The 23,554-nt window shown below is 67.1% G+C and carries 22 protein-coding genes; 19 read left to right on the top strand and 3 right to left on the bottom strand.

What is annotated here, in order from left to right; all coding sequences use genetic code 11:
• Nucleotides 1-114 precede the first annotated feature (114 nt).
• Nucleotides 115-1,785, top strand: a complete 1,671-nt coding sequence (locus tag ACZ49J_RS38385) for an SRA domain-containing endonuclease (RefSeq protein ID WP_467455719.1) — start codon at nucleotides 115-117, stop codon at nucleotides 1,783-1,785.
• Between the two features lie 185 nt (nucleotides 1,786-1,970).
• On the opposite strand, the gene ACZ49J_RS38390 is transcribed toward ACZ49J_RS38385, so the two are convergent.
• Together ACZ49J_RS38390 and ACZ49J_RS38395 are read right to left on the bottom strand one after the other, a co-directional pair.
• On the bottom strand, nucleotides 1,971-2,561 hold the full coding sequence (locus ACZ49J_RS38390) for a hypothetical protein (RefSeq protein ID WP_467455718.1): 591 nt from the start codon (nucleotides 2,559-2,561) through the stop codon (nucleotides 1,971-1,973).
• Nucleotides 2,562-2,731: 170 nt separating this feature from the next.
• Nucleotides 2,732-3,058, bottom strand: a complete 327-nt coding sequence (locus ACZ49J_RS38395) for a DUF6233 domain-containing protein (protein WP_467455716.1) — start codon at nucleotides 3,056-3,058, stop codon at nucleotides 2,732-2,734.
• A 198-nt stretch (nucleotides 3,059-3,256) separates the two neighbouring features.
• Between ACZ49J_RS38395 and ACZ49J_RS38400 the strand changes: the two genes are divergently transcribed.
• The 5 genes from ACZ49J_RS38400 to ACZ49J_RS38420 all read left to right on the top strand — a co-directional run bounded on the left by ACZ49J_RS38400 (nucleotide 3,257) and on the right by ACZ49J_RS38420 (nucleotide 9,143).
• Nucleotides 3,257-3,742, top strand: a complete 486-nt coding sequence (locus ACZ49J_RS38400; RefSeq protein ID WP_467455714.1) for a hypothetical protein — start codon at nucleotides 3,257-3,259, stop codon at nucleotides 3,740-3,742.
• Between the two features lie 815 nt (nucleotides 3,743-4,557).
• Nucleotides 4,558-5,367, top strand: a complete 810-nt coding sequence (locus ACZ49J_RS38405; RefSeq protein WP_468351778.1) for an AAA family ATPase — start codon at nucleotides 4,558-4,560, stop codon at nucleotides 5,365-5,367.
• 351 nt (nucleotides 5,368-5,718) lie between these two features.
• Nucleotides 5,719-7,608 (top strand): S8 family peptidase, encoded by a 1,890-nt coding sequence (locus ACZ49J_RS38410; RefSeq protein WP_467455712.1) that lies wholly within the window; start codon nucleotides 5,719-5,721, stop codon nucleotides 7,606-7,608.
• A 183-nt stretch (nucleotides 7,609-7,791) separates the two neighbouring features.
• Complete coding sequence (locus ACZ49J_RS38415) at nucleotides 7,792-8,244, top strand: GntR family transcriptional regulator (RefSeq protein WP_467455710.1); 453 nt, start codon at nucleotides 7,792-7,794, stop codon at nucleotides 8,242-8,244.
• The gene (locus ACZ49J_RS38420; RefSeq protein WP_467455709.1) at nucleotides 8,241-9,143 is read left to right on the top strand and encodes a phosphotransferase enzyme family protein; all 903 of its coding nucleotides are present in this window, start codon (nucleotides 8,241-8,243) and stop codon (nucleotides 9,141-9,143) included. The genes ACZ49J_RS38415 and ACZ49J_RS38420 overlap by 4 nt, the downstream gene beginning before the upstream one ends.
• On the opposite strand, the gene ACZ49J_RS38425 is transcribed toward ACZ49J_RS38420, so the two are convergent.
• Nucleotides 9,140-10,519, bottom strand: coding sequence for a hypothetical protein (locus ACZ49J_RS38425; RefSeq protein WP_467455708.1), 1,380 nt, complete (start codon nucleotides 10,517-10,519; stop codon nucleotides 9,140-9,142). The genes ACZ49J_RS38420 and ACZ49J_RS38425 overlap by 4 nt on opposite strands.
• A 769-nt stretch (nucleotides 10,520-11,288) precedes the next feature.
• On the opposite strand from ACZ49J_RS38425, the gene ACZ49J_RS38430 reads away from it, so the two are divergent.
• The 13 genes from ACZ49J_RS38430 (at nucleotide 11,289) to ACZ49J_RS38490 (ending at nucleotide 23,465) form a co-directional block, all read left to right on the top strand.
• The gene (locus ACZ49J_RS38430; protein ID WP_467455706.1) at nucleotides 11,289-11,582 is read left to right on the top strand and encodes a hypothetical protein; all 294 of its coding nucleotides are present in this window, start codon (nucleotides 11,289-11,291) and stop codon (nucleotides 11,580-11,582) included.
• Nucleotides 11,579-11,911: a hypothetical protein gene (locus ACZ49J_RS38435; protein WP_467455705.1), complete on the top strand. Its 333-nt coding sequence runs from the start codon at nucleotides 11,579-11,581 to the stop codon at nucleotides 11,909-11,911. Before ACZ49J_RS38430 ends, ACZ49J_RS38435 begins: the two co-directional genes overlap by 4 nt.
• On the top strand, nucleotides 11,911-12,291 hold the full coding sequence (locus tag ACZ49J_RS38440; RefSeq protein WP_467455704.1) for an RRQRL motif-containing zinc-binding protein: 381 nt from the start codon (nucleotides 11,911-11,913) through the stop codon (nucleotides 12,289-12,291). The genes ACZ49J_RS38435 and ACZ49J_RS38440 overlap by 1 nt, the downstream gene beginning before the upstream one ends.
• A gap of 4 nt (nucleotides 12,292-12,295) precedes the next feature.
• On the top strand, nucleotides 12,296-13,306 hold the full coding sequence (locus ACZ49J_RS38445; protein ID WP_467455703.1) for a hypothetical protein: 1,011 nt from the start codon (nucleotides 12,296-12,298) through the stop codon (nucleotides 13,304-13,306).
• A gap of 231 nt (nucleotides 13,307-13,537) precedes the next feature.
• A complete protein-coding gene (locus ACZ49J_RS38450) occupies nucleotides 13,538-13,786 on the top strand; it encodes a hypothetical protein (protein ID WP_467455702.1) in 249 nt (82 codons plus the stop codon).
• A 94-nt stretch (nucleotides 13,787-13,880) separates the two neighbouring features.
• Nucleotides 13,881-15,449, top strand: a complete 1,569-nt coding sequence (locus ACZ49J_RS38455; RefSeq protein WP_467455701.1) for a hypothetical protein — start codon at nucleotides 13,881-13,883, stop codon at nucleotides 15,447-15,449.
• A 2-nt stretch (nucleotides 15,450-15,451) separates the two neighbouring features.
• Entirely contained in the window at nucleotides 15,452-17,623 is a 2,172-nt protein-coding gene (locus ACZ49J_RS38460; RefSeq protein WP_467455700.1) for an ATP-binding protein, read from the top strand.
• Nucleotides 17,624-17,848: 225 nt separating this feature from the next.
• Nucleotides 17,849-18,160, top strand: coding sequence for a hypothetical protein (locus ACZ49J_RS38465; RefSeq protein WP_467455699.1), 312 nt, complete (start codon nucleotides 17,849-17,851; stop codon nucleotides 18,158-18,160).
• A 17-nt stretch (nucleotides 18,161-18,177) separates the two neighbouring features.
• The gene (locus ACZ49J_RS38470) at nucleotides 18,178-18,348 is read left to right on the top strand and encodes a hypothetical protein (RefSeq protein WP_467455698.1); all 171 of its coding nucleotides are present in this window, start codon (nucleotides 18,178-18,180) and stop codon (nucleotides 18,346-18,348) included.
• 2 nt (nucleotides 18,349-18,350) lie between these two features.
• Nucleotides 18,351-18,806 (top strand): single-stranded DNA-binding protein, encoded by a 456-nt coding sequence (ssb, locus tag ACZ49J_RS38475; RefSeq protein WP_467455696.1) that lies wholly within the window; start codon nucleotides 18,351-18,353, stop codon nucleotides 18,804-18,806.
• 88 nt (nucleotides 18,807-18,894) lie between these two features.
• Nucleotides 18,895-19,800 carry a bifunctional DNA primase/polymerase gene (locus ACZ49J_RS38480; RefSeq protein WP_467455694.1) on the top strand — a complete coding sequence of 302 codons (906 nt, stop codon included), beginning with the start codon at nucleotides 18,895-18,897 and terminating at the stop codon, nucleotides 19,798-19,800.
• Between the two features lie 355 nt (nucleotides 19,801-20,155).
• The gene (locus tag ACZ49J_RS38485; protein ID WP_467455693.1) at nucleotides 20,156-21,421 is read left to right on the top strand and encodes a DUF3631 domain-containing protein; all 1,266 of its coding nucleotides are present in this window, start codon (nucleotides 20,156-20,158) and stop codon (nucleotides 21,419-21,421) included.
• Nucleotides 21,422-21,953: 532 nt separating this feature from the next.
• Nucleotides 21,954-23,465 carry a LacI family DNA-binding transcriptional regulator gene (locus tag ACZ49J_RS38490; protein WP_467455725.1) on the top strand — a complete coding sequence of 504 codons (1,512 nt, stop codon included), beginning with the start codon at nucleotides 21,954-21,956 and terminating at the stop codon, nucleotides 23,463-23,465.
• Nucleotides 23,466-23,554 lie beyond the last annotated feature (89 nt).

The raw sequence follows: 23,554 nt of genomic DNA on the forward strand, positions 1-23,554 counted from the left end.
CCGGGCAGAACATCTGGAAGACAGCCCAGCAGGACGTCAGTCAGTGGCAGAGCCACGACCACCAGAACCTGCCTAGCAATATCAATGTCAGTGGCGTGATCTACGGTGTCGCGCATGGCACCTTCTGAGATCACTCGGGCAGGCATCCTGCAGGCGATTGCAGAGCACGACCGGATCGGCCCCGAGGCGTTCCGCGACACGTACGGCTACCGCGCCGCGGCTACCTACCTCCTGGAGCATGAGGGAAACCTGTACGACTCGAAGGCGATAGCTGGCGTTGCGTACCGGTACGACTTCGGGACAGCGCTCAAGCCGTCAGAGCTCAGCGGGGGCCTCAAGCACGCAGTGGCATGGCTGAAGAGGGAGGGCTTCACCGTGGTGGAGCCCCCCAAGACCTTTCACCGGCGAGTGGGAGACGTCCGGCTGGCCCGACGTGCGACGGGCCCCGCTCTGCACCGTCCCGTTCTTCTGCTCTGGGCAATCGGCCAGGCCCTGGCCGGAGCACCTCGCATGCAGACATGGTCGACCACTCGTGATGCTGTCGCACCGCTGCTGGTGAAGCATGGACAGGTGGAAGACGGTGTGGACGGGGCCCGTTACCCGTTCTGGGCACTCGTTCGCGATGAGCTGTGGACCATCGAGCAGGGGCAGGAACTCAACCTGACCAGTCGAGGACGGCGCCCTACACTGGAGTCCCTGAACGAGGTCAATCCCCTTGGCGGTCTGCGCGAGGATGACTACAACCTCCTCCGCTCGCACCCGGATGCCGCGGCATCCGCGGCTGCCGGACTGATCCTGCGCTACTTCCATCCCCTTCCAGCAGGCTTGCTCGAAGACTTCGGCCTCCGTGAGTTGCTCGCCGGCAGGTGGCCAGATGCTCTGCGTCCTCTGCTTGGGGAGACCTTCAAGGATCGAGACGCCATTTGGCGGGCCTATGGCGGTCAGAAGATGGCAGGGATCGGCTGCCTTGCCGATGGCATCCTCAGCGTCTTCTCCGACGACAAGGGCCCCTACGCCGATGGGCGCATCCCGGACACCAACTGGATCGCCTACGTGGGCGACGGCCTGTCTGGCGACCAGAAGCTCATCGACGGCAACGAGCTCATGGCCGAACACCAGATGGCCGGCCAGCCGCTGCGCTACTGGCACAAGCCGTTCCAGGGACAGTTCAGCTTCGAAACCTGGGCCGTGATCGTGCAACGCCGACTGCGGTGGGGCGTTGGCAAAGACAAGCTGCCCCGCCGCGAGTTCCTCTGGGTGATGGCTCCTGTCCCCTCCCCAGAGCGGGAGACCTGGCCTGCCGAAGTACTTGAAGCGTTGGACGCAGATACAGGGGAGCTCCACGACGACACTGGCGACTACCGCCCCAGCGACCTCGACCTTGAAGCCCCCACCACCAGGGAGAGCGACGAGGATGCGTATCGGCGTCTGGCGCAGAAGGCTGAGGCAAACGCCGAGCGGCGCGGCCAGATGAAGAAGCCGACACTGGCCGACAAGTACGTCCGCGACCCCAGCGCGCGAGCTGCCGTCATCAAGCGCTGCCGCGGCAGGTGCGAAAGCCCTCAATGCGCAGGCCACCCCACCGAGCTGACCACAGCCGGCCTGCCAATCTTGCAGGTCGACCACGTCAAAGACCTCGCCAAGGAGGGACCCGATGTCCCTTCGAACATGATCGCCTTGTGTCCGAACTGCCACGCTCTCAAGACCTACGGCGAAAACAAGGAGAAGCTCCGGCGCCTGCTCGCTGCTACAGCACGACGCCTCCATGAGGCGATGCTCGATTGACTCACGCGCGCCGGCGTCCACTCGGGGAGTGGGCGCCGGCACTCACCGGAACGGCTTTCAAGAGCGTCGCACTGTCACGGCCCTTCCTCCCCTGACCTGCACCGATACGTCAACCGCTCGGGTTTTTAGGTGTGTTTGCCCGCACATGGCCCACAGAGTCCGCACTGAGGCTAGGCCGCAGGTGGTCAGGCCCGGCGCCATGCTTCGAAGAATCGCTCGCGGTCCTCTGACGTTTCGAACTCCCGTCGACCGGCCAGCGCAACGCGCCATGCACTCATTTCTGCGTCCCGTAGCCACAGCTCGCCCCCGTATCGGCCACTGACACCGATGGTGCCGCTGTCGAGGGCTGAGCCAATGATCTCCGCCACGTCGGTACGCTGAGACGGCGTCAGCTCCTCCAGGAAGCTCAGAACGCGGGAGGCAATACCGCGCTCGTTGCCGTCATGGATCCGGTCGAAGAAGGGTCCGCCCATATTGGCAGGGTGGATGTTCCAGGCTCCGCTGCCCCCAGCGTCGCGGATGCGCTCCCAAAACCCCTTCCCTTCTGGAGTTCCCGGCAACGGAAGCGCCGCGAACAGATCGATCAAATGACCATTGGCAGCCTGGTTATACGTGGTGTCGCAGGATGCAGCAGCGGCGATTCTGGCGACGTGGCTGACAGTGAGACCACCGTCCTCGGGCCAGTCAAGCGGGGCATTGAGCTTCTGAGCGAGGTGCTGCTCCAACTCGTCGTACTCTTCAGGCTGTTCGCTGCCGATGCGCCGGTTCACGATCACGCTGTCCCCCTGGGGCTGCCGTCCGATACTCGGACCTGTCAGCATGCCAGCGCGCGGGTCCCTCGGCATGGGTGATTTTGGTCGAAGTGGATCCCCAAGCGAGCACCGTGCCTCAACCGCGCGACAACTTCATCCCGAAGAAGTCGACGGGCAGGAAGCCCACGGTCCGCCTAGTCCTTCGTAATCCCTGGGAGCTTGTCGGGCCGGCAATGCTGGCAGGGGTGGTGGAAGGACGCGTCCTTCAGTAGTGCGTGTTGGGCCTTGGTGGCGTCGAAGGTGGTGACCGGCTGGTGGATCTTGGCGCAGTCGGCGGCATGGATGGTGACCCCAACAGGCTTGCCTGCACGCCGGTCTTGCTCGCTGACGTATCCGTCCGTGGCCCGCACCTGCTCCGCGACCTGCTCGATCCTGCGCCGGGTATCTCGCAGCTGCCAAGCGAGCCACTCTTCGAGGGCGCGCAGTTTGGCGAGGCGCTCGGACGACAACAGATCGGACATGCGTTCGATTCTAGGGGTGGGAGTGCCCCTGTCCTCCTTGAGGGGTCTGTGTCCTGTGCCATCGAAAGTTGATCTTTGCCACCGAAGATTGACGCCCCCACCGGTCGCACCGGTAGCTGGCGGCGGCCTGGGCGGTCACGTCTCTGCATTGACCGAATCGCCGGAAGCCCGTCCGGCACTGATCTACAGTGCATCCTCGTGGATGCAGGAATTGCTGGGCTGATCGGAGCCCTCGGCGGGGCGCTCATTGGAGCTGCGGGAGCCTGGACAGGCGCCCGCATTACCTACCGTGGTGCCCGCTACCAAGCAGACCGGCAACGCCAAAGCGCCCACCAACAATGGCTGCGGCAGATCCGCCGCGAGACCTACACCGCCTACCTCACAGCCGCAGAAACGTTGATCGGCCACCTGAACACGGTCGGCATGCCTATGCGAAGACGAGCTCAAGCCAATGCAACACTCATGGCCGAGCTGGACCAGGCGCTGAACGCCCTGCGCCTCGAAGCACCACCAGACATCACCAGTACAGCGGAAGCACTGCATGCCGCGGCGATCGATGCCATCAACGAGGCTCGGAGCAGTATCGGGGAACGCGGCCCCTTGCTCTACGGGTGGCCAGTAGAGGTTCATCTCAACGAGCTGAGAGAGAAGTGCCGAGAGTCGTTGCAAGAGGAGCAGACATAAGGCCGGCACTTCCGGCCACGGTGGACAACGGCACCTAGGGCCTGTCGTTTGGACCACGCCTGGGCCCTGGGGCTTGGCACGCACATCTGCAGCGTTGTCGTTCGGTTGCCAACTCCCCCACGCTTTCCAACTGTCCGCGTGGCCATACGGGGGCGTCCGCGGGGGTTCACACGGCAGGTCAGATGGGGTGCGCGTACGGCGGTGAACGGTGGCGGCCGTCGGTGCGCTGGACAAAGACCAGGACAACGAGGCGCCCCCCCCCCCAGTCGGAGGGCCTTTCGCGGCCTGAGAGCCTCACTACTACACCACCCAATGAGCGTCACAGCTGGCGATGCCGTATCTCGACTACAGCCGTATCCCGCACAAGTGGGTCAAGCCCGGGCAGACGTGCTGTCACTGTCAGTGCCATCCGAGAGACTGGTATCAGGATGCCAGGTGGACTAGTTGACACCAGATCAATGAATTTTAGGCCACCAGGCTATAGGCTGTTCCTCATGGTAGAGAGGACATTGGTGAGCCCCATGGGCGAACTTGAAACGTATGAACGAGATCTAGTCCACCTAGCAAGGGTTGCGATGGCAGGGCGGGCACAGGACGTGCAGACCCTGGTTCAGCGCATGGCCCGCCGTTACCAACGATCGAACGAAGCGCTTGCTAGCTCTCTTCGGGAGCTGCTGCGTTCTGCTCCAACTGCACAGACGCCCTTGCGTGGCTTCGGAAACGCCGCCTCCCTCCCTCTCGACAGCGACAGCCGCCTGCCGCTGATCCGAGCGGAGCAACTCGGGCCGGCGGTTCGCCCAGTCTTGGCTCCACTGGTGAGAGCGGCCGTGGAGCAACTCCGTGACGAACATCGGAGCGCCGGCCGGCTCGCACGACAGGGCCTAACGCCGAGTCGCACCGGTCTGTTCACTGGCCCTCCCGGCGTTGGCAAGACCCTCGCTGCCCGCTGGCTTGCGGACGAACTGAAGCTCCCGCTGCTCGTTCTAGACCTTTCCTCCGTAATGAGCAGCTACCTCGGGCGAACCGGAGGAAACATTCGGAAGGTGCTTGATTACGCGAAATCGAGTCCTTCGGTCTTGCTCCTAGACGAACTCGACACAGTTGCCAAGCGGCGCGACGACATGGCCGAAGTTGGGGAACTGAAGAGGCTTGTTACGGTCCTTCTCCAGGAAATTGATGACTGGCCTTCCGGCTCACTCCTGCTGGCTGCCACAAATCATGCTGACCTCTTGGATCCGGCAGTATGGCGGCGATTCGACCTAGTAGTTAACTTCCCCTTGCCCGGTCCGGTCGAGCTAGAGGAAGCGCTTCTCCATTATTGTGGAAATGAGGCACCTAGGAACACCGCTTTCCTCGCGAGGATTCTGCAGGGTTCCTCGTTCGCCGATGCGGAGCGTTTCGTTATGACGGCTCGCAGGAAGGCGGCCCTAGGTGGCGAACATACGTTCGATGTCCTGTTGGGTATGGGACAGGAACGTCTGGCGCAAATGAACCATGTCGAGCGTCTTCAAGTAGCACTTGATCTAGTGCAAGATGGGAGCCTCTCACAGAGGAGGGCTAGCGAGTTGACGGGCGTCAGCCGCGACACGATTCGACGCAAGCAGCGTGCGGACCAAGAGCAGTAGGGCTAGGGGGGCAATGTGGCTGGGGAGCGCAACTTCTTACTCGGACACGGCGAGCGTCTCGTCGAGAGAGTGACACCATCTTCGGGCGGAACAGCGCCCGAACTGCCATACACCGCGGAGGAGGCTCGACAGCGGCTCCTCCCACAAGTCCAGACAGCAGTACGGACATTTGAATCCTTGCCAGATGAAGCCTGCCCGTCAGGGAAGACAGTAGGCCTCGTCACTCTGCACCCCCAGTTCGTCGCTAAGTCTTACCATCCCGGTGACTTCCTTCGGGATAACGGGCTTTCGTATATTGGAGCCCGGGGTGCCAAGATCACCCCAGAAAAGTGGACACGGCAAGGCGAACCCGTGGAGTTGGATACGGCAGAGCTATTTATCTCCGGGCAGCGGGATTCTTTTTCGCTCCTGGCTGAGCGACTTGAGTCACCTGGCGCATTCCCAGAAGGATCCCCCCTGCAGAAACTCGAAGCATTCCGCGCCCCGGACGCTTCGGATAAGCAGCGCGGGACGATGCCGCTCCCTCACGCCTCATCGCTTTTCGAGGTTGGTCTACACATTCCAAGTGTGGACCGCGACGCTATCGTTCGGTCCTTCCAGCGCTGGGCTCGCGCGTGCGGCGTATCGGCCGACCTCGGCAGGAGCATCCCGGTCTCTGGGCTGATTTTTATGCCTGTTACCGCTCACGCGGAGGAACTGGAGGAGCTGAGCAAGTTCTCCTTCCTCCGAGTTATTCGGCCGATGCCGAAGCTCCGTACGCTGCATCCCATCGAGCGAAGTCTCCCGGTAGGCGAACTGCCTCCGATTGAGGTGCCGGATGAGCCCGTAGTCGACAGTTCCATCCGCATGGCCATCTTCGACGGCGGTCTACTCTCAAGCGGGCCTATGAGCCGATGGGCTCGTTCTCTCGATGTACCTGGGGTAGGCGCAGCCGTGGAAGAGTATGTCGGTCACGGCCACATGGTGACGTCAGCCGCCCTCTTCGGCTGCCTGACTCCGGGAGAGGCCGCACCGCGGCCCTTCAACAACGTGGACCACTATCGGATTCTCGACGACGCAGAGGAGGACTCCTATGCCCTCTACACAGCACTAAATCGCATCCGCGATGTGCTGGAGGAGAAGAACTACGACTTCGTAAACCTTAGCCTCGGCCCGGAGCTCCCTATCGAGGACGATGAAGTACACCCGTGGACGGCGGTACTGGACGAGTACCTCTCCCATGGGCAGACCTTCATGACCGTAGCAGCCGGAAATAACGGAAACCACGATTGGGCCTCGGGCAACGCCCGCGTCCAGGTGCCATCCGACTGTGTAAACGCCCTCGCTGTCGGATCCGCCAATAGCAAACTAAAGAACTGGGATCGAGCCGTATATAGTGCAATCGGCCCAGGCCGCTCACCAGGCTTGGTGAAACCGGACGTTCTAAGTTTCGGAGGCACCCAGTACGAGCCCTTCATCTTCTTGCCGGGCAATGGGACGGATGTTCCATTGTCGGCGATGGGTACTAGCTTCGCAGCCCCAGCCACACTCAGGATGGCCGCGGGGATCCGAGCACACTTCGGCGGACACATTAAGCCTCTTGGTCTTCGGGCTCTACTCGTACACTGTGCCGAACGTGGCATTATGCCTGTCGAAGAGGCTGGCTGGGGAAGGGTCCCTGATGAGATCGACGCCTTCGTGATCTGCCCCGAAAACTCGGTTCGCGTGTTGTACCAGGGGGAAATCGAGCCAGGCCAGACGATGCGAATGCCCATTCCCCTACCCGAGGACGTAAGGACGGGCAACGTCGAAATTAGCGCCACGTATTGCATCAACTCCCCAACCGACTCGCGCAGCCCGAGTACGTACACGGCTAGTGCCATCGAGCCCGTATTTCGTCCGCACGCGGAAAAGTTCAGCAACGAAGACAGCATGCACCCGAAGACCGATTCGTTCTTCAGGTCGAGCGACTTTTTGCCCGAGAATGATTTGCGGAAGGGGGCGCATAAGTGGGAGACCACTAAACATAGGACTGTCAAAAAGAGAGCTTCGTCGTTGCTCCGACCAGTGTTTGATGTGAAATATCATTCAAGGAGTGAGCAACTCGTCGGCGTCCCCACTGAGAAGGTGGAGTACGCGCTTGTGATCACTATCATCTCATCCCGGGACGCAGACATCTACAACAAGGTCGTCCGGGCCTATAGCGGCCAATTGGAAATCTTGCAGCCGCAGGTAGAGATTCCAATCACTGTGCAGCCGTAGCCTGCCCCGCTGAATGCGACCCCCAACCGCGGGAGCCACTCACTCTGAGTGGCTCCCGCGGTTGTCCTTCATGCAGCTCGGGGTGGGAAGGACAAGCCCATCGTTCGGTTGGGTAGGACGTGGGAAGCTGGAGACTGTGAGGCGCCACCGGGTCGCCGGCGAGGTCGAGGAAGGGGAGGCCACGTGCCGCAGGGCAGTCCGCGAGGTACGTACCTGGAGGTCTCGGAATCTCTCCGCGAGAAGATCAGGAAGGGCGAGATCGCTGAGGCGCTGCCGTCTCAGTCGGCCCTCGTGAGTGAGTACAGCGTGAGCCGCAGCACCATCGAGCGAGCACTTGCCGCGCTCAAGGCTGAGGGCGTCATCGAGTCGGTACAGGGCGCCGGATGGTTCGTGGCGGGGAGCGGCGACCGCCGGCCGCTGGTCGAGAAGGTCACCGACCTGTTGCGGGCCGACGGGGTCAGGGTGGGTGACCGCTTCCCCACCGAGAAGGAGCTGTGCGCGCGGTTCGGAGCGTCCCGGACGGCCGTCCGTTCCGCCATCGCGCAGATGGAGGGGCAAGGACTCATCGGCAAGGGGGCCGCACGGGGGCGGGAAGTCCGTGCGTTGCCCGTCGGACGGGGGACTCAGACGGCATGACGACGACCGAACGAACCGAATTCGACGCCGATGCGGCGGGCGACATCCTGCGCAAGGCGTGCGAGGTCGCGGACGTGGACCCCGACGGAATCGAGATGCTGCGGTTCGGGGATCACGCGGTATTCCGCCTGAACAGCAGCCATATCGTCTCCCGGGTCGGCAGGAGTCCGGATCGGCTCACCTCCGTGCGGAGGGAAGTGGCCGTAGCGGAATGGCTCGCGGCCGAGGGGTACCCGGCGGCACGACTCGTCACGACGGCCGAACAACCGGTCGTCGTTCAGGGACACCCGGTGACGTTCTGGGAAGGTCTCTCCGACGGAGACACGTACGCGAGTACAGGCGAAATGGGTGTACTGCTGCGGCGGCTTCACAAATTGGAGCCGCCGCCTTTTTCGCTCCCGCCCCTTCAGCCTTTTGACAAGGTTGCGCAGCGCTTGAAGCGTGCCGCAATCCCAGACGGCACTCGTGCGTTTCTCCGGTCTATGGCCGACGATTTGGCGGCCGAGTACGGCTATCTTCGGTTCGCGCTTCCGGCGGGTCACCTGCACGGTGACTTCAACGTCGGCAACGTCCTGCGTGACGCGGCCGGGCGTCCAAAGGTCATCGACTTGGACGGGTTCGTCACGGGCCCCCGAGAGTGGGACCTCATGCAGACAGCCATGTACTACGACAGCTTTGGTTGGCACACTGAAGACGAGTACGCCGATTTCGTCGCTGGCTACGGGTTCGACGTTCGGGAATGGTCCGGGTACACCGTTCTCCGGAGCATCCGCGAACTGCTAATGGTTACGTGGCTCTCGCAGAACGCTGGCACCAATCCGCGCGCGGCCGAAGAAGTTGAGAAGCGGGTGGAAAGCCTACGCTCGGGTGGCTCTCGCCGAGACTGGGCGCCGTTCTAGAAACGTCCTACCTGTTTCCAGAGGCGGAAGCCGCGGGCCTGTGCCTCGAATTCGCGAAACTCCGTGGCCCGCCTCATACCGTCCGTGACGCGCCCTTGGAACTCACGCACGTACTGAACACAGCGTGCCGACTTCAACCCCTCGCCGAGTTGCAGCGCACTCAGGGCGAACTCAAAGCCACGGCCAATCTCACCGTGGATGATGTATGACTCTGCCTGCACCATCGTCGCAAAGAAGTCACTCCGGATGTTGAGGCCGTCGCCGAAGATGGAGCCCGCGCCGCGCTCCGTAGCTGCGAGGGAGCGCCCCAAGTCGCGGAAGCAGTGGCCTATCTCCGCTGCCAGCTCCACGTCGTCGAAGTAGGCGATGTACGGCGGGTCGCTATCGGAGGTGCTCTGGCTGAGCTTGCGTTCTGCCTCCGCAAGGGCGAGGTCACAGCCTCGCTCATCCCCGAGACGGGCGAGGGCCCGTGCCTCCATCGCGAGGCGGTGCGCCGCCATCCTTGGCCCCAGGCTGCCAGTCGAGCCCATGTATGAAGCACGGGCGAGGGTCGCCGCATCCTGGTACCGCCCCAGGAACGTCGCCTGATGGCTCATCACGGAGAGAATGCTGCTGCCGAGAAGCCTGTCACCGGCCGCCTGTGCCATGCGTAGGCCCTGGATCAAGTACCGCTGTGCGATGCCGTGCAACCCGCTGTCGTACGACATGAATCCGGCGAGCATCAGCGCTTCGGCAACAGCGGAGTGGAGTTGCTTCCCCACGGCATCGGAGTATGTCCCGTCCAGCATCGGCCGGACATCCGTGTGCAAGTACTGAATCAGTGCCCGCCGGGCGTGGCCACCGCCGAACTTGCCGTCGAGCATGCTGAACGCGTCCGCTGTCGACCGCACCATGTTCACGTCCACGGCGCCGACCGCCCGGTTGCCCGACCGCGTCAGCTCTCTGTCCGAAGGGGCCACGATCCAGCGTAGGGAAGCGGTGTTCCAAGCCGCAGAATCGGGCTGTGCGCGAACCAGCGTCTCAGCGTCGGCCAGGTCGGCACGCCAAAGGTCGGTCACAGTCTTGGCCGTGCTCTCCGGCTTGTCGGCGAAGTCAAGCCCCAGCTCAGGCCGTACGGCGGCCACTGCCGCGTCGCCCATCCCGATGTCATCGATCGTGAGCTGACGTCCCAGCTTGCGCCCGATCGCGTCGGCGATGAACTGCGGCATGCTGCCGCGCGGGATGGAGCCCTTGAGCCACCTGGTGACGTACGTGTGATCGCAGGTGATGTCCGCACCTGACCGAGCGGCAGCGGCGACCACCGCGCGAGCAAGCGACTTGTGGGAGAAGTCGGCTTCCTGCATGAGCGCGGGCAGCCTGGCGTTCGGGTCTGCCATGGAACCCCCAGAGAGCGGCCGTAGTTCCAGCTTGCCTCATCGTCACTCTACGCAGGTCAGGGCCAGGGTGCAGAGGGTTTGCACGTGGGGGTGCACGAGTGCACCCCCAAGTACACGCTCCCGAAGTGCTCGCCGTCTGGCGACAGTTGAACCACCACCGCACGGAGGGGCCGGCGGTTCCGAGTCGAAAACCACGGGTTGACGGCGCAGATTCCTTCTGCCAACGTGAGTGGTAGGTAATACACACCACGCATTGACGGTGTGTGGAACCGATGCACGCCTGCCGCACGCGGCAGGGGCCCCGCCGGACCCGCTTACACGCGGCCCGAGCGGCAGGGGAGACGTAAAAGTCCGTCGTCTTCACGGATCGATCGGTGTCATCGGCTAAGCCGTTGGTCTGACCCTCGGGCGTGGACCCAGGGACCGGATCGGCGGGGACCCCGTTGATTGGGCTGCACCCGGCCCATGTCAGGTAGCCATTCCAGGGAGCATCCACTCAGCGAGTAACGACTGAGTGGCGCGGTGACCGCGCGCCGTCCAAGGGAAGGGAGCAAGGCGCGTACGGAGCCGCGAGACGACAGTGACGGGCTTCCCCGTCACTCGTCATGCGGGCAGGGCGCCGGCGTCGCGTCGGTGGCCTGCCCGCTTGATGAGGACTATCGCTGGTCCCACTGCACCGCATCTGGTGCGGTTCCTTTCCGCGGCCGCGCACGCCCCGTAGAGACACCTCCGGGCGCGTGCGGGCCGTTCCACTGTGAGGAGAGCCCCCATGAAGTGCATGGTTGCCGGTCATCAGGCCGTCACCGCATCGGAGTTCGCGGAACTGGCGCTCGGCACCCCGGTTGAGCTGTGGCTCGGGGTGGAGGGCGAGAGCGACGAGGAGCGCGCGGCGCGTCTGGACGCGGCGCGTGACATCCTCGCCGACCCCGAGTTCGGCAGCCTCGCCGACGACCTGATCCGCATAGCCGCGCGGGTCGTCGACGACCACCCGGACCTGTTCAACGTGGTCCCGCTGGTCCGCCCCGCCAGCCGCCGTCCGGTACGCCGGGGGGTTGCGGCATGAGCGAGGGGCTGACGCTGGATGACCTGGCCGTGTCGCTGCGGGCGCTGCGCCTGCTGGCCGCGGACTTCGGGCATCTGCCGGCGCCGATGGTGGACGTCTCCACCATCTATCCGGACCGGCTGAGGCTGGCTTTCCACTACGGCCTAGCCGACTTCGAGGCGTGGCGCGAAGCCCTGGGCATCGCCGCGGACGCCGTGGACCACGGCACGCAGGGCGTGGGCGGCCGTACGCGCGTGCTGAATGCGTCCGTCGAGTACGCGGGCGCCCTGGTGGAGCTGGTGGCCTACGCCGACATGCCCGACCCGGCACTGAGCGGAGCGGCAGCCTGATGCCCGCCGCCTACGCCAAGTGCTACGACCCGACCGGTGCCCGCTTCGGCATCCCCACCTACCCCTGGCACATGGCCCCGGACGGCCTGTTCACTCGCCGACAGCTCCGCGCCAAGGGCTTACGGCCCGGCGGTCAGCCGGTCACCGCGCAGGTGGTCCGCTACAACCGCCACAGGGGTTACCGGGTGGCCTACTTCTACCGCGAGGACCTGGCCAAGCAGGTACGGCCCATGACGTCGCGCAAGTGGGGCGCTCTCGCGCTGGCCATGCTGGCCCGCCGCACGTGCCCGAAGTGCCAGATCGTCTACAGCTACTGCATCCCCACCTCGCTCGGCATGTGCGTGCTGTGCGCTTACCCCGACGAGCAGAACAAGGAGTGATCACATGGACTGGAAGAAGACCGCCCGGAAGGCGGTGCACTGGAGTCTGCCGGCCGGTCTGACCGGCCTGTCGCTTGGCTGGACCGTGTACGCGGTGGGGGAGATCCTCGCCCACCAGGCGCCGGAGCCGCTCGCCTACACCGTGGCGGGCATCTACGACGCGGTGTGGCTGTACGCGCTGGCCATGGAGACCGCCCACCGCCGCCAGGGCTCCAAGGGCGCCCTGCCTGCCGTTCTGGGGTGGCTGTTCCTGGTCACCTCTGTCGGCGTGCTGTTCACCCACGGCCTGCTGTACGCCACAGCGGTCGTCGCAGTCATCGGCGCGGTGGTTCCAGCCGCCGCGAAAGCGACGCTGATCATGGCGGTGGAGCGGGAGGCCACCCGGATCTCCCCCGCAGCGCAGGCGCAGATCGACGCGGTGCGCAGCGCAACGCGGGACCAGGTGGCGATCGGCCGCGCGGTCACCCGCGCCAAAGCCGACCGGCACACCACGGCCGCCGCGTTGGAGGGCGAGGAACAGAGGGCCCGCGGCAAGGCGCACAAGGTGCGCCACGAGGCATCCAAGAAGCTGACGAAGCTCACCGCCAAGAACCCGGTCGACGACCGCCCGCAGGAGGTTCCCGCGCTGTTCTCGGACGAGGACCTGGCCCGGGTACTGGGCCATTGGACACAGGAGGGTGTGTCCCCGGGTGTGTCCCCTGTGTCCCCGCAGGTCGGCCCCGTGTCCCCCACGCCGGAACTCCCCGCGCCGCAGGGCCAGGGACACACTCCGCTCGACTGGCCGGCTCTGGCCGCGGTGGCCGCGGTGGCCGGCGTCGACACCCCCGAGCCGGGGGAGCCGCTGAGCGAGGAACAGCTCACGGTCGTGCTGCGGTGGCTGCGCCACTCCGAGAACCCCCCGCTGTCCTACCGCAAGGCGCTGGCCGCGTACCGCGCGGCGGGCTTCTCGGCGAAGGAAGAGCGGGTGCGCAAGGCGTACGCCGCGCTGATCGAGGCGGAGGACGCACAGCAGTAAGTCGCCGTCCGGCACACACCAATGAGGGCCAGCCCACGGCAATTGGGCTGGCCCTCGTTGCGACTGCCGGAAGCAGTCGAGACCAGTGAAGCAGACCCGGTGAGCCTCGGCGAGCGGCGCCCTCGCAGACCCGGCGAGCAGACCCGGCGAGCTGACCCGTCACCACCGGCGGCACTCGCCGCCGACAGCACACCGCCCGACAACCCATGGATACGGAAGGGAACTTCTGAGGTGAACGACACCACCGCAGTGACGACTGAGACCGAGACGCGCGCCGTCCGGCAGGGCACGCACTTCTGGGTGATGTCCGTGGAGAAACCGGGGCTGGCATCCGCCACGCGGTCCGGCACCTACATCCCGCGGCCCGGCGGCACCCGCCAGGACGCCTACCAGGAGATCTACGCCGAACTCACCGCGAGCCACCCGTCCCTGCGGGGGGCCACGGTCTTGTTCTTCTCGCTGGAGCCCAACGGGCTGTAGCCAGCACTGTTTCCGACGCAGAGACCCGGACGCCAAGCCGTCCAAAGCACGCGTCCGGGTCTCTGCTCCCCCTCGTAGAGGAGTGGTCCTCAGCATGACCGAAGTCAGCACCGAACCGGTAGCCGCTCCGGCTGCCCCCACACCTCCCCCCGAGCCGTCCCCGCCCCGCGAGCAGACCACCGCCCCTGCCGAGGCACGGACGGTGGCGCACACGCCGGGCGGTATCCCCGTGCTCCCGCTGGCCCTGTCCGGCACGAACAGCGCCGTCGGCGCGGTCGGTGCCGTCGCCCTGGTCGGCGGTGGCCCAGTCGCCCTGGCAGTGGCCGCCGGTGGCGCCGCCGTGGTCGGAGTGTCCGCCGCCGTCTCCAGCCGTCGGCGTTCCGCGCGCGAGCGGCGCGCCACCGGCACAGCCTCGCGTGGCCAGCGCGGTGCGCTCCGTACGGGCCGCGGGCCCGCCCGGTCTGGCACGTCCGGCAGCACCGCGACCGGCGGGCGAGGGCGCGGCAAGGGCGGCAAGTCCCGTACCGGTGCCGGTCGTTCGAGCGGAGCATTCGGCGGTTCGTCGGGAATGCGGGGTGCGGGCAAGCACCGTTCCCGCCCCACCGGCCCCGCCGGCCGGTCAACGGGTGGACGTTCCACCGGACCGCGCTCGGGCGCCGGACGGGTAGGGCAGGTGCGGGCGCTGCGTGCGGGTAACCGGGCGCAGACACCGACCCGTTCCGCCGCCCGACAGCAGGCCACCGCCAACCGGCGTGGTGTAGCGGATGCCCGCCGGGACGCCCGCGCCGCCAGTCGTGCGGCCAAGACACCCGGTCAGGGCCGTGCCCGCCGCGCGCTGGGCTGGACGGCGGGCAAGACCGGCTCGGGCGTCCGGGGCCTGGTCAACAAGGCCCGGACTGCCCGCGACAGGGCGGCCGACCGGCAGGTCGACGCCAAGCGCGCCGCAGTCCGTAAGGCGCCCGCCCGCCGTAAGGCCCGCCGGGGCCTGTTGAAGTCCGCGGCCCGCTTCCAAGGGCGCCGCCTGCTTGCCGCGCTCGCCGGCGGTGCCGTGGGGGTGCTGGGCTGCCTGACCACCCCGCTCGGGCGCAAGCTCGGCTGGCGGTGGCTGATGCACCCCGGGCGCCGCCTGTACCGACGCCTCATGCAGTCCGCCCGCGAGCAGCGTGCGGCCCGTGACGAGCAGATCCGCTTGGAGCGGGGGCGCGAGGAAGCCGCGGCCGACGCTGCGGCGCAGGACCTGAACGAGATCAAGGACCGGGTGGAGCGTCCCGCCCGCCTCATTCCCACCACCCCCACGGCAGGTCAGGAGGCTATTCACGTGTCTGGTTTCAAGTTCGAAGAGGCCGCGGCCGAGATGGAGAACGCCGCCCGCTCCTACGAGCCGGACGGGAACATGGAGGTCCTCACGATGATCGAGAACCTTCCCCTGGCACTTCAGAGCGTGGCCAACACCTTCCGCATCCTGGCCGAACGCTCAGATGAAGAGTTCGCCTTCGAGAAGGACGTCGCCGACGGGTTCGACGACATCCACCGCACACTGCTCAACGGTGTCGACGCGGCCGAGACCCTCGTGCCGCTGTTCCGGCAGGTCCACGAGCAGGACATCGCCCGCCACGAGGACCCCCGCAACGGCAGCGAGGCAGAGAAGGGCTGGAACGTCTGACCATGGCAACCACCGAGGCCACCATGACCAAGAACAGCAAGAAGCAGCAGGCGGAGGCCGTGAGTGGTCCGGTGTGGGACTGGGCGGCCGGTCACGGACCCGTGACCGGCGCCCTGTCCGCCACGACCGGAGCGTTCGCCGTCGCCACCACCGGCGCCGCCGCCGGCATGCCCCCCGGCTGGGCGCTCGCCGTCGGCGCCGCCGGAGCCATCGGCCACACCGCCGCCGGCATCCGGCTGCGCAACGCCGGCCGCACCATCGCCGCCCGCGCCGCTTCGTGGCTCGTCGGTGCCGGGTGGACGACGTGGGCGATGACGAACGGCCCGCTGACGTGGGCCGCGCTCGGCTCGCTCGCCACCATCGGCGTTGGCATCGGTGCGGCCACCCGGTCGACGAACCTCTACGAGGAGGCCCGCGAAGAGGAAGCCATCGCGGCCGAACAGCGGCAGATCGCGGAGGTGCTGTCGGCGGAGCGGCGGGAGATCGCCGCGGAGTGGATCGACCGGATCCAGCGCGTGTGCGGGGTCACTGTGCGTGTGCTGGCGGTGGAGAAGTGGGAGGCCGGGACCGGCTTCACCATCGATGCCGAACTGCCCGGTGCCACCACGTACGACCGGATCGCGGCTCACTCCGCAGCCCTGTCGGCGGATGCGCACCTTCCCCACGGGTGCACCGCCACCGCGAACCCCGGCATCCACCAGGGCCGCACTCTGATCGATGTCGCCACGGTCAACGTGCTGGAGACCGAGACCACCTACCCGGCCGACTACGCCCCGCTCTCGCTGCACACCGGCATCCCGTGGGGCTACCGCTCCAACGCGGAGCAGATTCAGACGTACCTGCGGGAACAGTGCGCGCTGGTCGTCGGGCCCACCGGATCGGGCAAGACGAACATGGTTCACGTGATTCTCGCCGGGTTCGCCCGCGCGGTCGACGTGCTCACGTTCGTGATCGACCTGAACGCCGGTTCCGCCGGTCTGTCCTGGGTGCTGCCCGCACTCCAGCATCAGCCGGCCGAGGGGGAGCGCCAGTTGCGGCCCGGTGTCGACTGGTTGGCGGGCACGGTCGACGAGGCGCACCGGATGCTCGATGCGGTGCTGCGGATCGGCAAACAGCGCAAGATCTCCTATCAGGCGCTGATGGCCCGCGAGGACACCGACCTGCTTCCAATCGGGCCGAAGATCCCACAGATCATGCTGGTCATCGACGAGGGCGCGGAGATCCTCACCAGCACCGACAAGACCCTGAAGAAACTCGCCTCCAAGATCCTGGAAGTAATCCGGATGCTCCGCGCGATGGGTATCCGCACCGTGCTGACCGCGCTCGGCTCCACCGGCTCCGTGCTGGGCAACCTCATGATTCGCCGCGAGGCCAAGGTGCGCGTGGCGCTCACGGGGGGTGAGAAGGAAGGCATGGACCTGACCAAGCTGTTCCCCGGCAGCCGCGGGCTGAAGGTGGACCAGGCCCCCTACAAAGGCGCCGGGTTCATGGGCACACCGGAGTCTCCGGCGGGGCTGTTCAAGTGCTGGCGCATCCTGCCCAGCCAGATCCGCGAAATCGTCGCCGCCACCAGCGAACGGCACCCCACCCTCGACGCCGTCTCCGCTCAGGCCGCCGGGGAGGACTACGCGCGCCGCTGGTCGCACGACCGCATCGCCTGGATGCACGACACCAACCGCGCCCCCGTCCTCCCCACGGCCGACGACGGCACCGAGGGCGAGCCGCGACGCGGGCTGAACCTGACCGCCCTGCGCGAGCCGCACACGGAGCAGGCGGACCGGTCGGACGCGGACCGGCTCGCGGACGCGTTCATGCGCGAGATCGACGAACAGTTCGGCACCACCTCCGAACCCACCCGCTCCACCACGGAGACCCGCCCCGAGCGGGAGCGGCCGGAGCGTCCGGGGCTGAACCTGTCCGCCCTCCGGGAGGACAGGTCATCGGCACCCGAGCCGGAGCCGGGGGCCGAGGGTGGGCCGGAATGGCTCGCGGACGCGATCGCGGCAATCCGTGAGGCGGGCGCGGCGGGCATGAAGCCGTCGGCCGTTGCCGATCACGTCGGGCGGAGCCGGCAGGCGGTGCGCGAGACGCTCAAAGCCGCCGCCGCGCGCGGCGAGTTGGTCTACCGGGACAACGGACCGCACTCGGTCTACGTCCACCCCGATCACGCCTAGAACCGCTCACACACGGCTACCGACTACTGGTTAGTGACAACTTGCCACTAGCCAGTAGAACAGCCCTCTACTGGCCACCAGGGGCCGCCAACAGGCTATTTCGGCTTGCCAGTAGCCACTAGCCAGTAGCCACTACAACCACACACCGTCACCACAGGCGCCCGCCCGGACACCCCGGAGCGGGCGCCTTCCATGTCCACCGGAACGGCCGGAAGGGAGCACCACATGCACCACCGCGAACCGCCCGGACACCTCGCCCACCACATCCCCGCCGACGACTACCGCCGCGCACAAGCCACCGGACAGCCGGTCGTCATCGTCGTCAACGACACCGCCCGTACCGGCATCCCGTGGCGCCGCTTACTGATCCCCTTCGCCATCGCCGGAGCCACCGTCGCGGGCTGCTGGGGACTGGTCGCCGCCCTGTGCGCGCTGTTCGACGCCGCCGCCCACGCCGCAACCGTCATCGCGGGCGCCGCCGGGCCCATCGGCATCGGCGGCGGCATCACGTTCAAGCTCGCCCGCGCCAAGCGCTGAACCCGGAAGAGAGATTCGTGTTCGAGATCCGCGTCATCTGCGCCCCGGACGACGCCGACCGCGTCAGCCGGGCACTGGCCGCCGTCTTCCGCACCGGCCCGGCCCGCCAGTACCCCACCCGCGACGGCAAGCGCATCCGCCTGTACTTCACCGCCGACCACCGGCCCGCCACACCCGAAAGCGAGTGACCATGTCGTTCGGAGAGACCCCGATCACCATCATCGGCAACCTGACCGCCGACCCGGAACTGAAGTTCACCGCCTCCGGCCAGGCACTCGCGAAGTTCACCGTCGCCTCCACCCCGCGCACCTTCGACCGCGAGTCGAACCAGTGGAAGGACGGCACCTCCACGTTCTTCCGCTGCGCCGCCTGGCGCACCCTCGCCGAACACGTCGCCGACTCCCTGACCAAGGGCTCTCGGGTGGTGCTGTCCGGGCGCATCCGTCAGCACGACTGGCAGACCCCGGAAGGCGAGAACCGCTCGATGCTCGCCGTCGAGGTCGACGAGATCGGCGCGTCCCTGCGCTTCACCACCGTCACGATCAACGGCAAGCGCACCAGCAGTGCCGCCCCGGCCGGAGACGACGCGTGGGCCGCGACCGGCACCCCGGCGGACTCGCAGTTCAGCGAGAAGCCGCCGTTCTAGCAACGCCCGGGGCGACCGCCCGTCTCGCCAAAGATCTGCGGTCGCCCCGGCCAACCAGTCCACAACAGACCTGTTGGAGGTCTCCAGCATGACGCATGACGGCCGATCCGCGCTGCACACCGCGGCGCTTCAAGCCGCCGCACGCGGCTGGCCCGTGATCCCGCTGCGGCCCGGCGGCAAGATGCCCGCACTGCACGGGGAAGACGCCTGCCCCCGCGCCGGCGAGTGCGCCGAGGGGCACCTGAAGCCGGAACAGCGCGCCACCACCGACCCCGACCGCATCCACGCCGCATGGGGCGCGCACCCGTTCAACGTCGGCATTGCCACCGGGCCGTCCGGCCTGGTCGTCGTCGACCTGGACGTGCCCAAGGGAAAGGGCAGTTCGGACGCGCCTGGCGGCGCGACAAACTTCGCTGCGCTCTGCGAGCGCGCCGGACAGTCATGGCCCACCACCTACACGGTGCGGACGCCCACCGGCGGCCAACACCTGTACTTCACCGCCCCGCCGGGCCACCACCTGACCAACAGCGCGGGCTCACTCGCGGCGCTGGTCGACACCCGCGCGTGGGGCGGACACGTCGTCGCCCCCGGCAGCATCATCAGCGGCGCCAAATACGAGGTGACCCACCCGGCACCGGTCGCGCCCCTGCCCGACTGGCTGTTGCACCACCTCACCACCCCACCCGCACCCGACCGGGCGCCCGCCCCGCTGCTCATCCCCGGACAGGCCACCCGCCGCGCCGAAGCCGCCCTGACACGGGAGACGGACGCCGTGGCCAAGACGGCCGAGGGCGGGCGCAACAACCGGCTGTTGGCGGGCGCCCGCGCCCTGGGCCGGTTCGTCGCATGGGGCGAGATCCCCCGAGACCTGGTTGAGGAGGCTTTTCAGGGGGCGGGCGAGGCGGCCGGACTGCCGGCGGCCGAGTGCCGCACGACGATCCGCAGTGCTCTGGACTGGTCGATCCGCACCGCCCGTCCCAGGGAGGCCGCGTGAGCCCCCGCCCCGCCCCTGAAAAGCCCACGTCCGCTACACCGCGCCGTGTCCGCCCGGCTGAGGGTGGCCCCGGATCGGGCCGTGGCACGAAGGACGACGGCCGCCAGGCCGTCCTTTCAGCCCTTTCCCTCGCACGGCAGGCAACCGCCCCGCCCCGCGGTGACGGCCGCTTCCCCATGGCCTGGCTCCACATCCGTGCGCCCCGCGGCGCAACCCCCACCGCCACCTCGAAGTGCCTGTGCGGTCGGGACCGCAGCGCCGTCGGCCACCGCAAGGTGCTGGCCCTGATTACCGACCACGAAGCCCACCGCGACACCTGCCCGCTCCGCACCACCCAGGAAAGGAGGAACGCCGCATGACCAGCACCAGCACGCCTGAGCCGTCCATCGACGGCGCGGCCCTGCTCGACGAGGTAGAAGCGTTCCACCGCCGGTTCAACGTCTTCCCCACCGAACACGCCTACGTCGCCGTCACACTCTGGGATGCGCACGCCCACCTGATGGACGCGCTCGACGGCACGGCTCGCATCGCGTTTCTGAGTCCCGAACCGGGATCGGGGAAGTCGCGGGCGCTGGAGATCATCGAGACGCTCACCCCGCGCGCGGCGACCACCGTCAACGCATCCGCCAACGCACTGTTCCGACTGGTGGCGGCCGATGCGGGAACGCCGACGGTGCTGTTCGATGAGATCGACACCGTGTTCGGCCCCAAGGCCGGCGGGAACGAAGAGGTCCGCGGGTTCCTCAACTCCGGCTACCGGCGCGGCGCCAAGTCCCTGCGCTGCGTCGGAGAAGGCTCCGAGCAGAAGGCAGGCTTCTTCGATTCGTTCTGCGCGGTCGCCATGGCCGGACTCGGCTCCCTGCCTGACACGATCCTGACCAGGTCGGTCATCATCCGCATGCGCAAGAAGGCCCCCAACGAGACGTGCGAGCCCTACCGGCGCCGCGTCCACGAGAAGCAGGGCCACGCCCTGCGCGACCGGCTCGCCGAGTGGACCGCCACCATCCACGACGAGATCGCCGAGGCGTGGCCGGAGATGCCCGAGGGCGTCACGGACCGGCCCGCCGACGTGTGGGAGCCGCTGCTGGCGGTCGCCGACGCGGCCGGTGGCGACTGGCCCGCGCGAGCCCGCGCCGCGTGCGTCGCGCTCATCAAGGCCGCTTCCGAGGGCGACCAGGCATCCCTGGGCGTCAAGTTGCTCACGGACCTGCGTGACCGTGTGTTCTGCGGTGTGGACCGGATGCCGACCGCCGCCATCCTGGAGGTTCTCCTCCAGCTCGATGACGCTCCGTGGTCCGATCTGAGCGAGGACGGACAGAGCAGCAAGCCGCTCACCGCACGCGCCCTGTCCAAGCTCCTGAGCCAGTACGTGCGCCCCGACAACACCCCGATCAAGCCCCGCGGAATCCGTGTCGGCAGCACGACCCCGAAGGGCTACTACGCGGAGGACCTCAGCGACGCCTGGGCCCGCTACTGCCCCCCTCACCCCGGAGAATCCGCAACATCCGCAACATCCGCAACATTCCAGGTCAACGGGGTTGAATCTGTGGCGGAAGGCCCTTCCGAGACCCGCCACATGCTCACGGAAGCCGACACACGTCAACTCCACATCGCTGGCTGACCGGCCGCACCTCAGAGGTGCCGCCGCGTACACGCGCGGCGGCACCTATCCGCAACAGAAACGGCATCCGTCACAAATGCAGGCCGCTGAACAGCGATGTTGCGGCGTGGCGGATGTTGCGGATTCCCCAGAAGGCAGAGAGGAGTCACGAAGGTGCCGAAGGAGAGTGGACTTCCCCTGAGCTATTCGGCGGCGGAGGTAGCGACGTCACTGGGGTGCTCGGAGTGGTGGGTGAAGGAACAGGTCCGCCGACGGCGCATCCCCTTCCTGAGGAGCGGTGGCGGGTACCGCTTTACCAGCGATCACGTTCGAGAGATCTTCCACATCCTTGAAGAGCGGCCCAACTCGGCAAGCGCCATCGAGGGCGAAGCCGTACCCCGGCGCCGCACCTTGGCGCAGCCGGTACGACCAGTAGCGAGCCTCCGTGCGCGCCGTCCGCGTCGCGCACGGAACGCCGCTTGATAGAAGAGCCGATCACGAGGGGTGGAGGCCAGCCATGGTCTCCACCCCTCGTTTGTCGCGAGAGGTAACCATGGGCTACGGCGAGAAGCGCGCCGATTACTACCGAGGCCGGTACTGGATTGCACCCGGCGTGCTCCGCACCGTGGTGGACGCCAACGGCGCCACGATCCGATTTGCCACCAAGCGCGAGGCCGCGAAGGCAGCGAACGACGCGGAGGCCAAGGTCAGAGAGGTCGGCTATCGCGACCCGAACGCCGGTAAGGAAACCTTCGGCGAGTACGTGAACCGCTGGTACGCGGCACAGGAGTTGGCCGCATCCACCATGCAGAACTACAAGCGGCACATAGAGGAGCACCTCCTCCCTGCCTTCGAGGACAAAGCCATCGCCGACATCCAGCCCACGGATGTCGGCGCCTGGGAGAAGAAGGAGCGGAAGCTCTACGCCGCGTCCAGCGTGAAGACCTGGCACGGCACGCTGCACCTCATCCTCGCCGACGCCGTGGATGAAGGACTTCGCGACTCCAACCCGGCCGCCAAGCGGCGCGGCCGAGGCAAGCGTGCCGGCCGCTCCCGGAATCGCGGCCCCGAGAAGGTGGTGACCGACGCTCTCGGAATCCTGCTGACAGCCGAGCGCGCTTCGCTTCTGTCTGGCCGTGACGACGAATTCGTAGCCGTGGTGCTGAAGGGCTATACCGGCATGCGATGGGGCGAAATCGTCGGGCTAGAGCGCAAGTTCGTCCGTCCCGCCTCGGTGCGGGTGGAGTGGCAGCTCTACGAACTCGACTCTGGGGAGTTCGAGCGCTGCCCGCCCAAGGACGACTCCTACCGGACCATCGACACGCCCAAGTGGCTGTCCGGCTTGGTTGCAAGCCATATCGCCCGGACCGAGTCCGCACCCTGCCCGTGCCACGAGCACGCCTACGTGTTCCGTGGCCACGGTCCCGCCAACGGCGCTGCCCGGCACGTCGGCGCAAAGCTGGTCGACGTCGCCCGCCGCGCCGATGTCTCTGCGGCAACGGTCTCGAACGTGCTGAACCGGCCGGGCACGGTCGCGGAGCGGACGCGGAGCAGGGTGGAGACAGCCATCGCGGAACTCGGCTACGTCCGTGCGGGCCAGTCAACAGAGACGGCGGCGCACTGGCGGCGGACCGGATTTGCGACCTGGTTGTTCCAGCCGGCAGCGACAGGCTGGTATCCGAAGAAGGCCCCCCAGGAGGCGCGCCCTGTGCCGGTGATGGCGGACCCCTGGCCGGGAGTGCCGGCGCGGGGCCGGAACGCCTCTGGCAGGGCGGACGCGTGCTGGCTTCCGATCGCACGAGGCCTCACTCCGCATGGGCTCCGGCACACTCACAAGACAGTCATGGAGGAGCTCGGAATCCCGCCCAAGCTCATGGATGAGCGCCTCGGGCACGAGGACGGTTCGGTGCAGGCGCGCTACTCGCACATCACCGCGCGGATGAGGAATCGGCTCATGGATGAGCTGACCGAGCAGTGGGAGGAGTCGTTGGCGGCACGGTCCGCCATGCACCCGCGGTCGCCGGTGCGCGCGCTCGATGCCTTGCTGAGAGCGCGCCAAGGGTGAAGCCGGGGGAGTGGATTTCCTTGATCCACTCCCCGTTCACTCCCCAGAGGCCCCGAGAGATGAGTCAGGGCCGGTCTCCCATGAAGGAA

This window comes from Streptomyces sp. NPDC030840, assembly GCF_055572015.1.

Coding starts and splice junctions, on each gene's coding strand:
- ACZ49J_RS38385 (WP_467455719.1), top strand. CDS start 115: ATGGCACCTTCTGAGATCACTCGGGCAGGCATCCTGCAGGCGATTGCA.
- ACZ49J_RS38395 (WP_467455716.1), bottom strand. CDS start 3,058: ATGTCCGATCTGTTGTCGTCCGAGCGCCTCGCCAAACTGCGCGCCCTC.
- ACZ49J_RS38420 (WP_467455709.1), top strand. CDS start 8,241: ATGACGACGACCGAACGAACCGAATTCGACGCCGATGCGGCGGGCGAC.
- ACZ49J_RS38425 (WP_467455708.1), bottom strand. CDS start 10,519: ATGGCAGACCCGAACGCCAGGCTGCCCGCGCTCATGCAGGAAGCCGAC.
- ACZ49J_RS38430 (WP_467455706.1), top strand. CDS start 11,289: ATGAAGTGCATGGTTGCCGGTCATCAGGCCGTCACCGCATCGGAGTTC.
- ACZ49J_RS38435 (WP_467455705.1), top strand. CDS start 11,579: ATGAGCGAGGGGCTGACGCTGGATGACCTGGCCGTGTCGCTGCGGGCG.
- ACZ49J_RS38440 (WP_467455704.1), top strand. CDS start 11,911: ATGCCCGCCGCCTACGCCAAGTGCTACGACCCGACCGGTGCCCGCTTC.
- ACZ49J_RS38445 (WP_467455703.1), top strand. CDS start 12,296: ATGGACTGGAAGAAGACCGCCCGGAAGGCGGTGCACTGGAGTCTGCCG.
- ACZ49J_RS38455 (WP_467455701.1), top strand. CDS start 13,881: ATGACCGAAGTCAGCACCGAACCGGTAGCCGCTCCGGCTGCCCCCACA.
- ACZ49J_RS38460 (WP_467455700.1), top strand. CDS start 15,452: ATGGCAACCACCGAGGCCACCATGACCAAGAACAGCAAGAAGCAGCAG.
- ACZ49J_RS38465 (WP_467455699.1), top strand. CDS start 17,849: ATGCACCACCGCGAACCGCCCGGACACCTCGCCCACCACATCCCCGCC.
- ssb (WP_467455696.1), top strand. CDS start 18,351: ATGTCGTTCGGAGAGACCCCGATCACCATCATCGGCAACCTGACCGCC.
- ACZ49J_RS38480 (WP_467455694.1), top strand. CDS start 18,895: ATGACGCATGACGGCCGATCCGCGCTGCACACCGCGGCGCTTCAAGCC.
- ACZ49J_RS38485 (WP_467455693.1), top strand. CDS start 20,156: ATGACCAGCACCAGCACGCCTGAGCCGTCCATCGACGGCGCGGCCCTG.
- ACZ49J_RS38490 (WP_467455725.1), top strand. CDS start 21,954: ATGGGCTACGGCGAGAAGCGCGCCGATTACTACCGAGGCCGGTACTGG.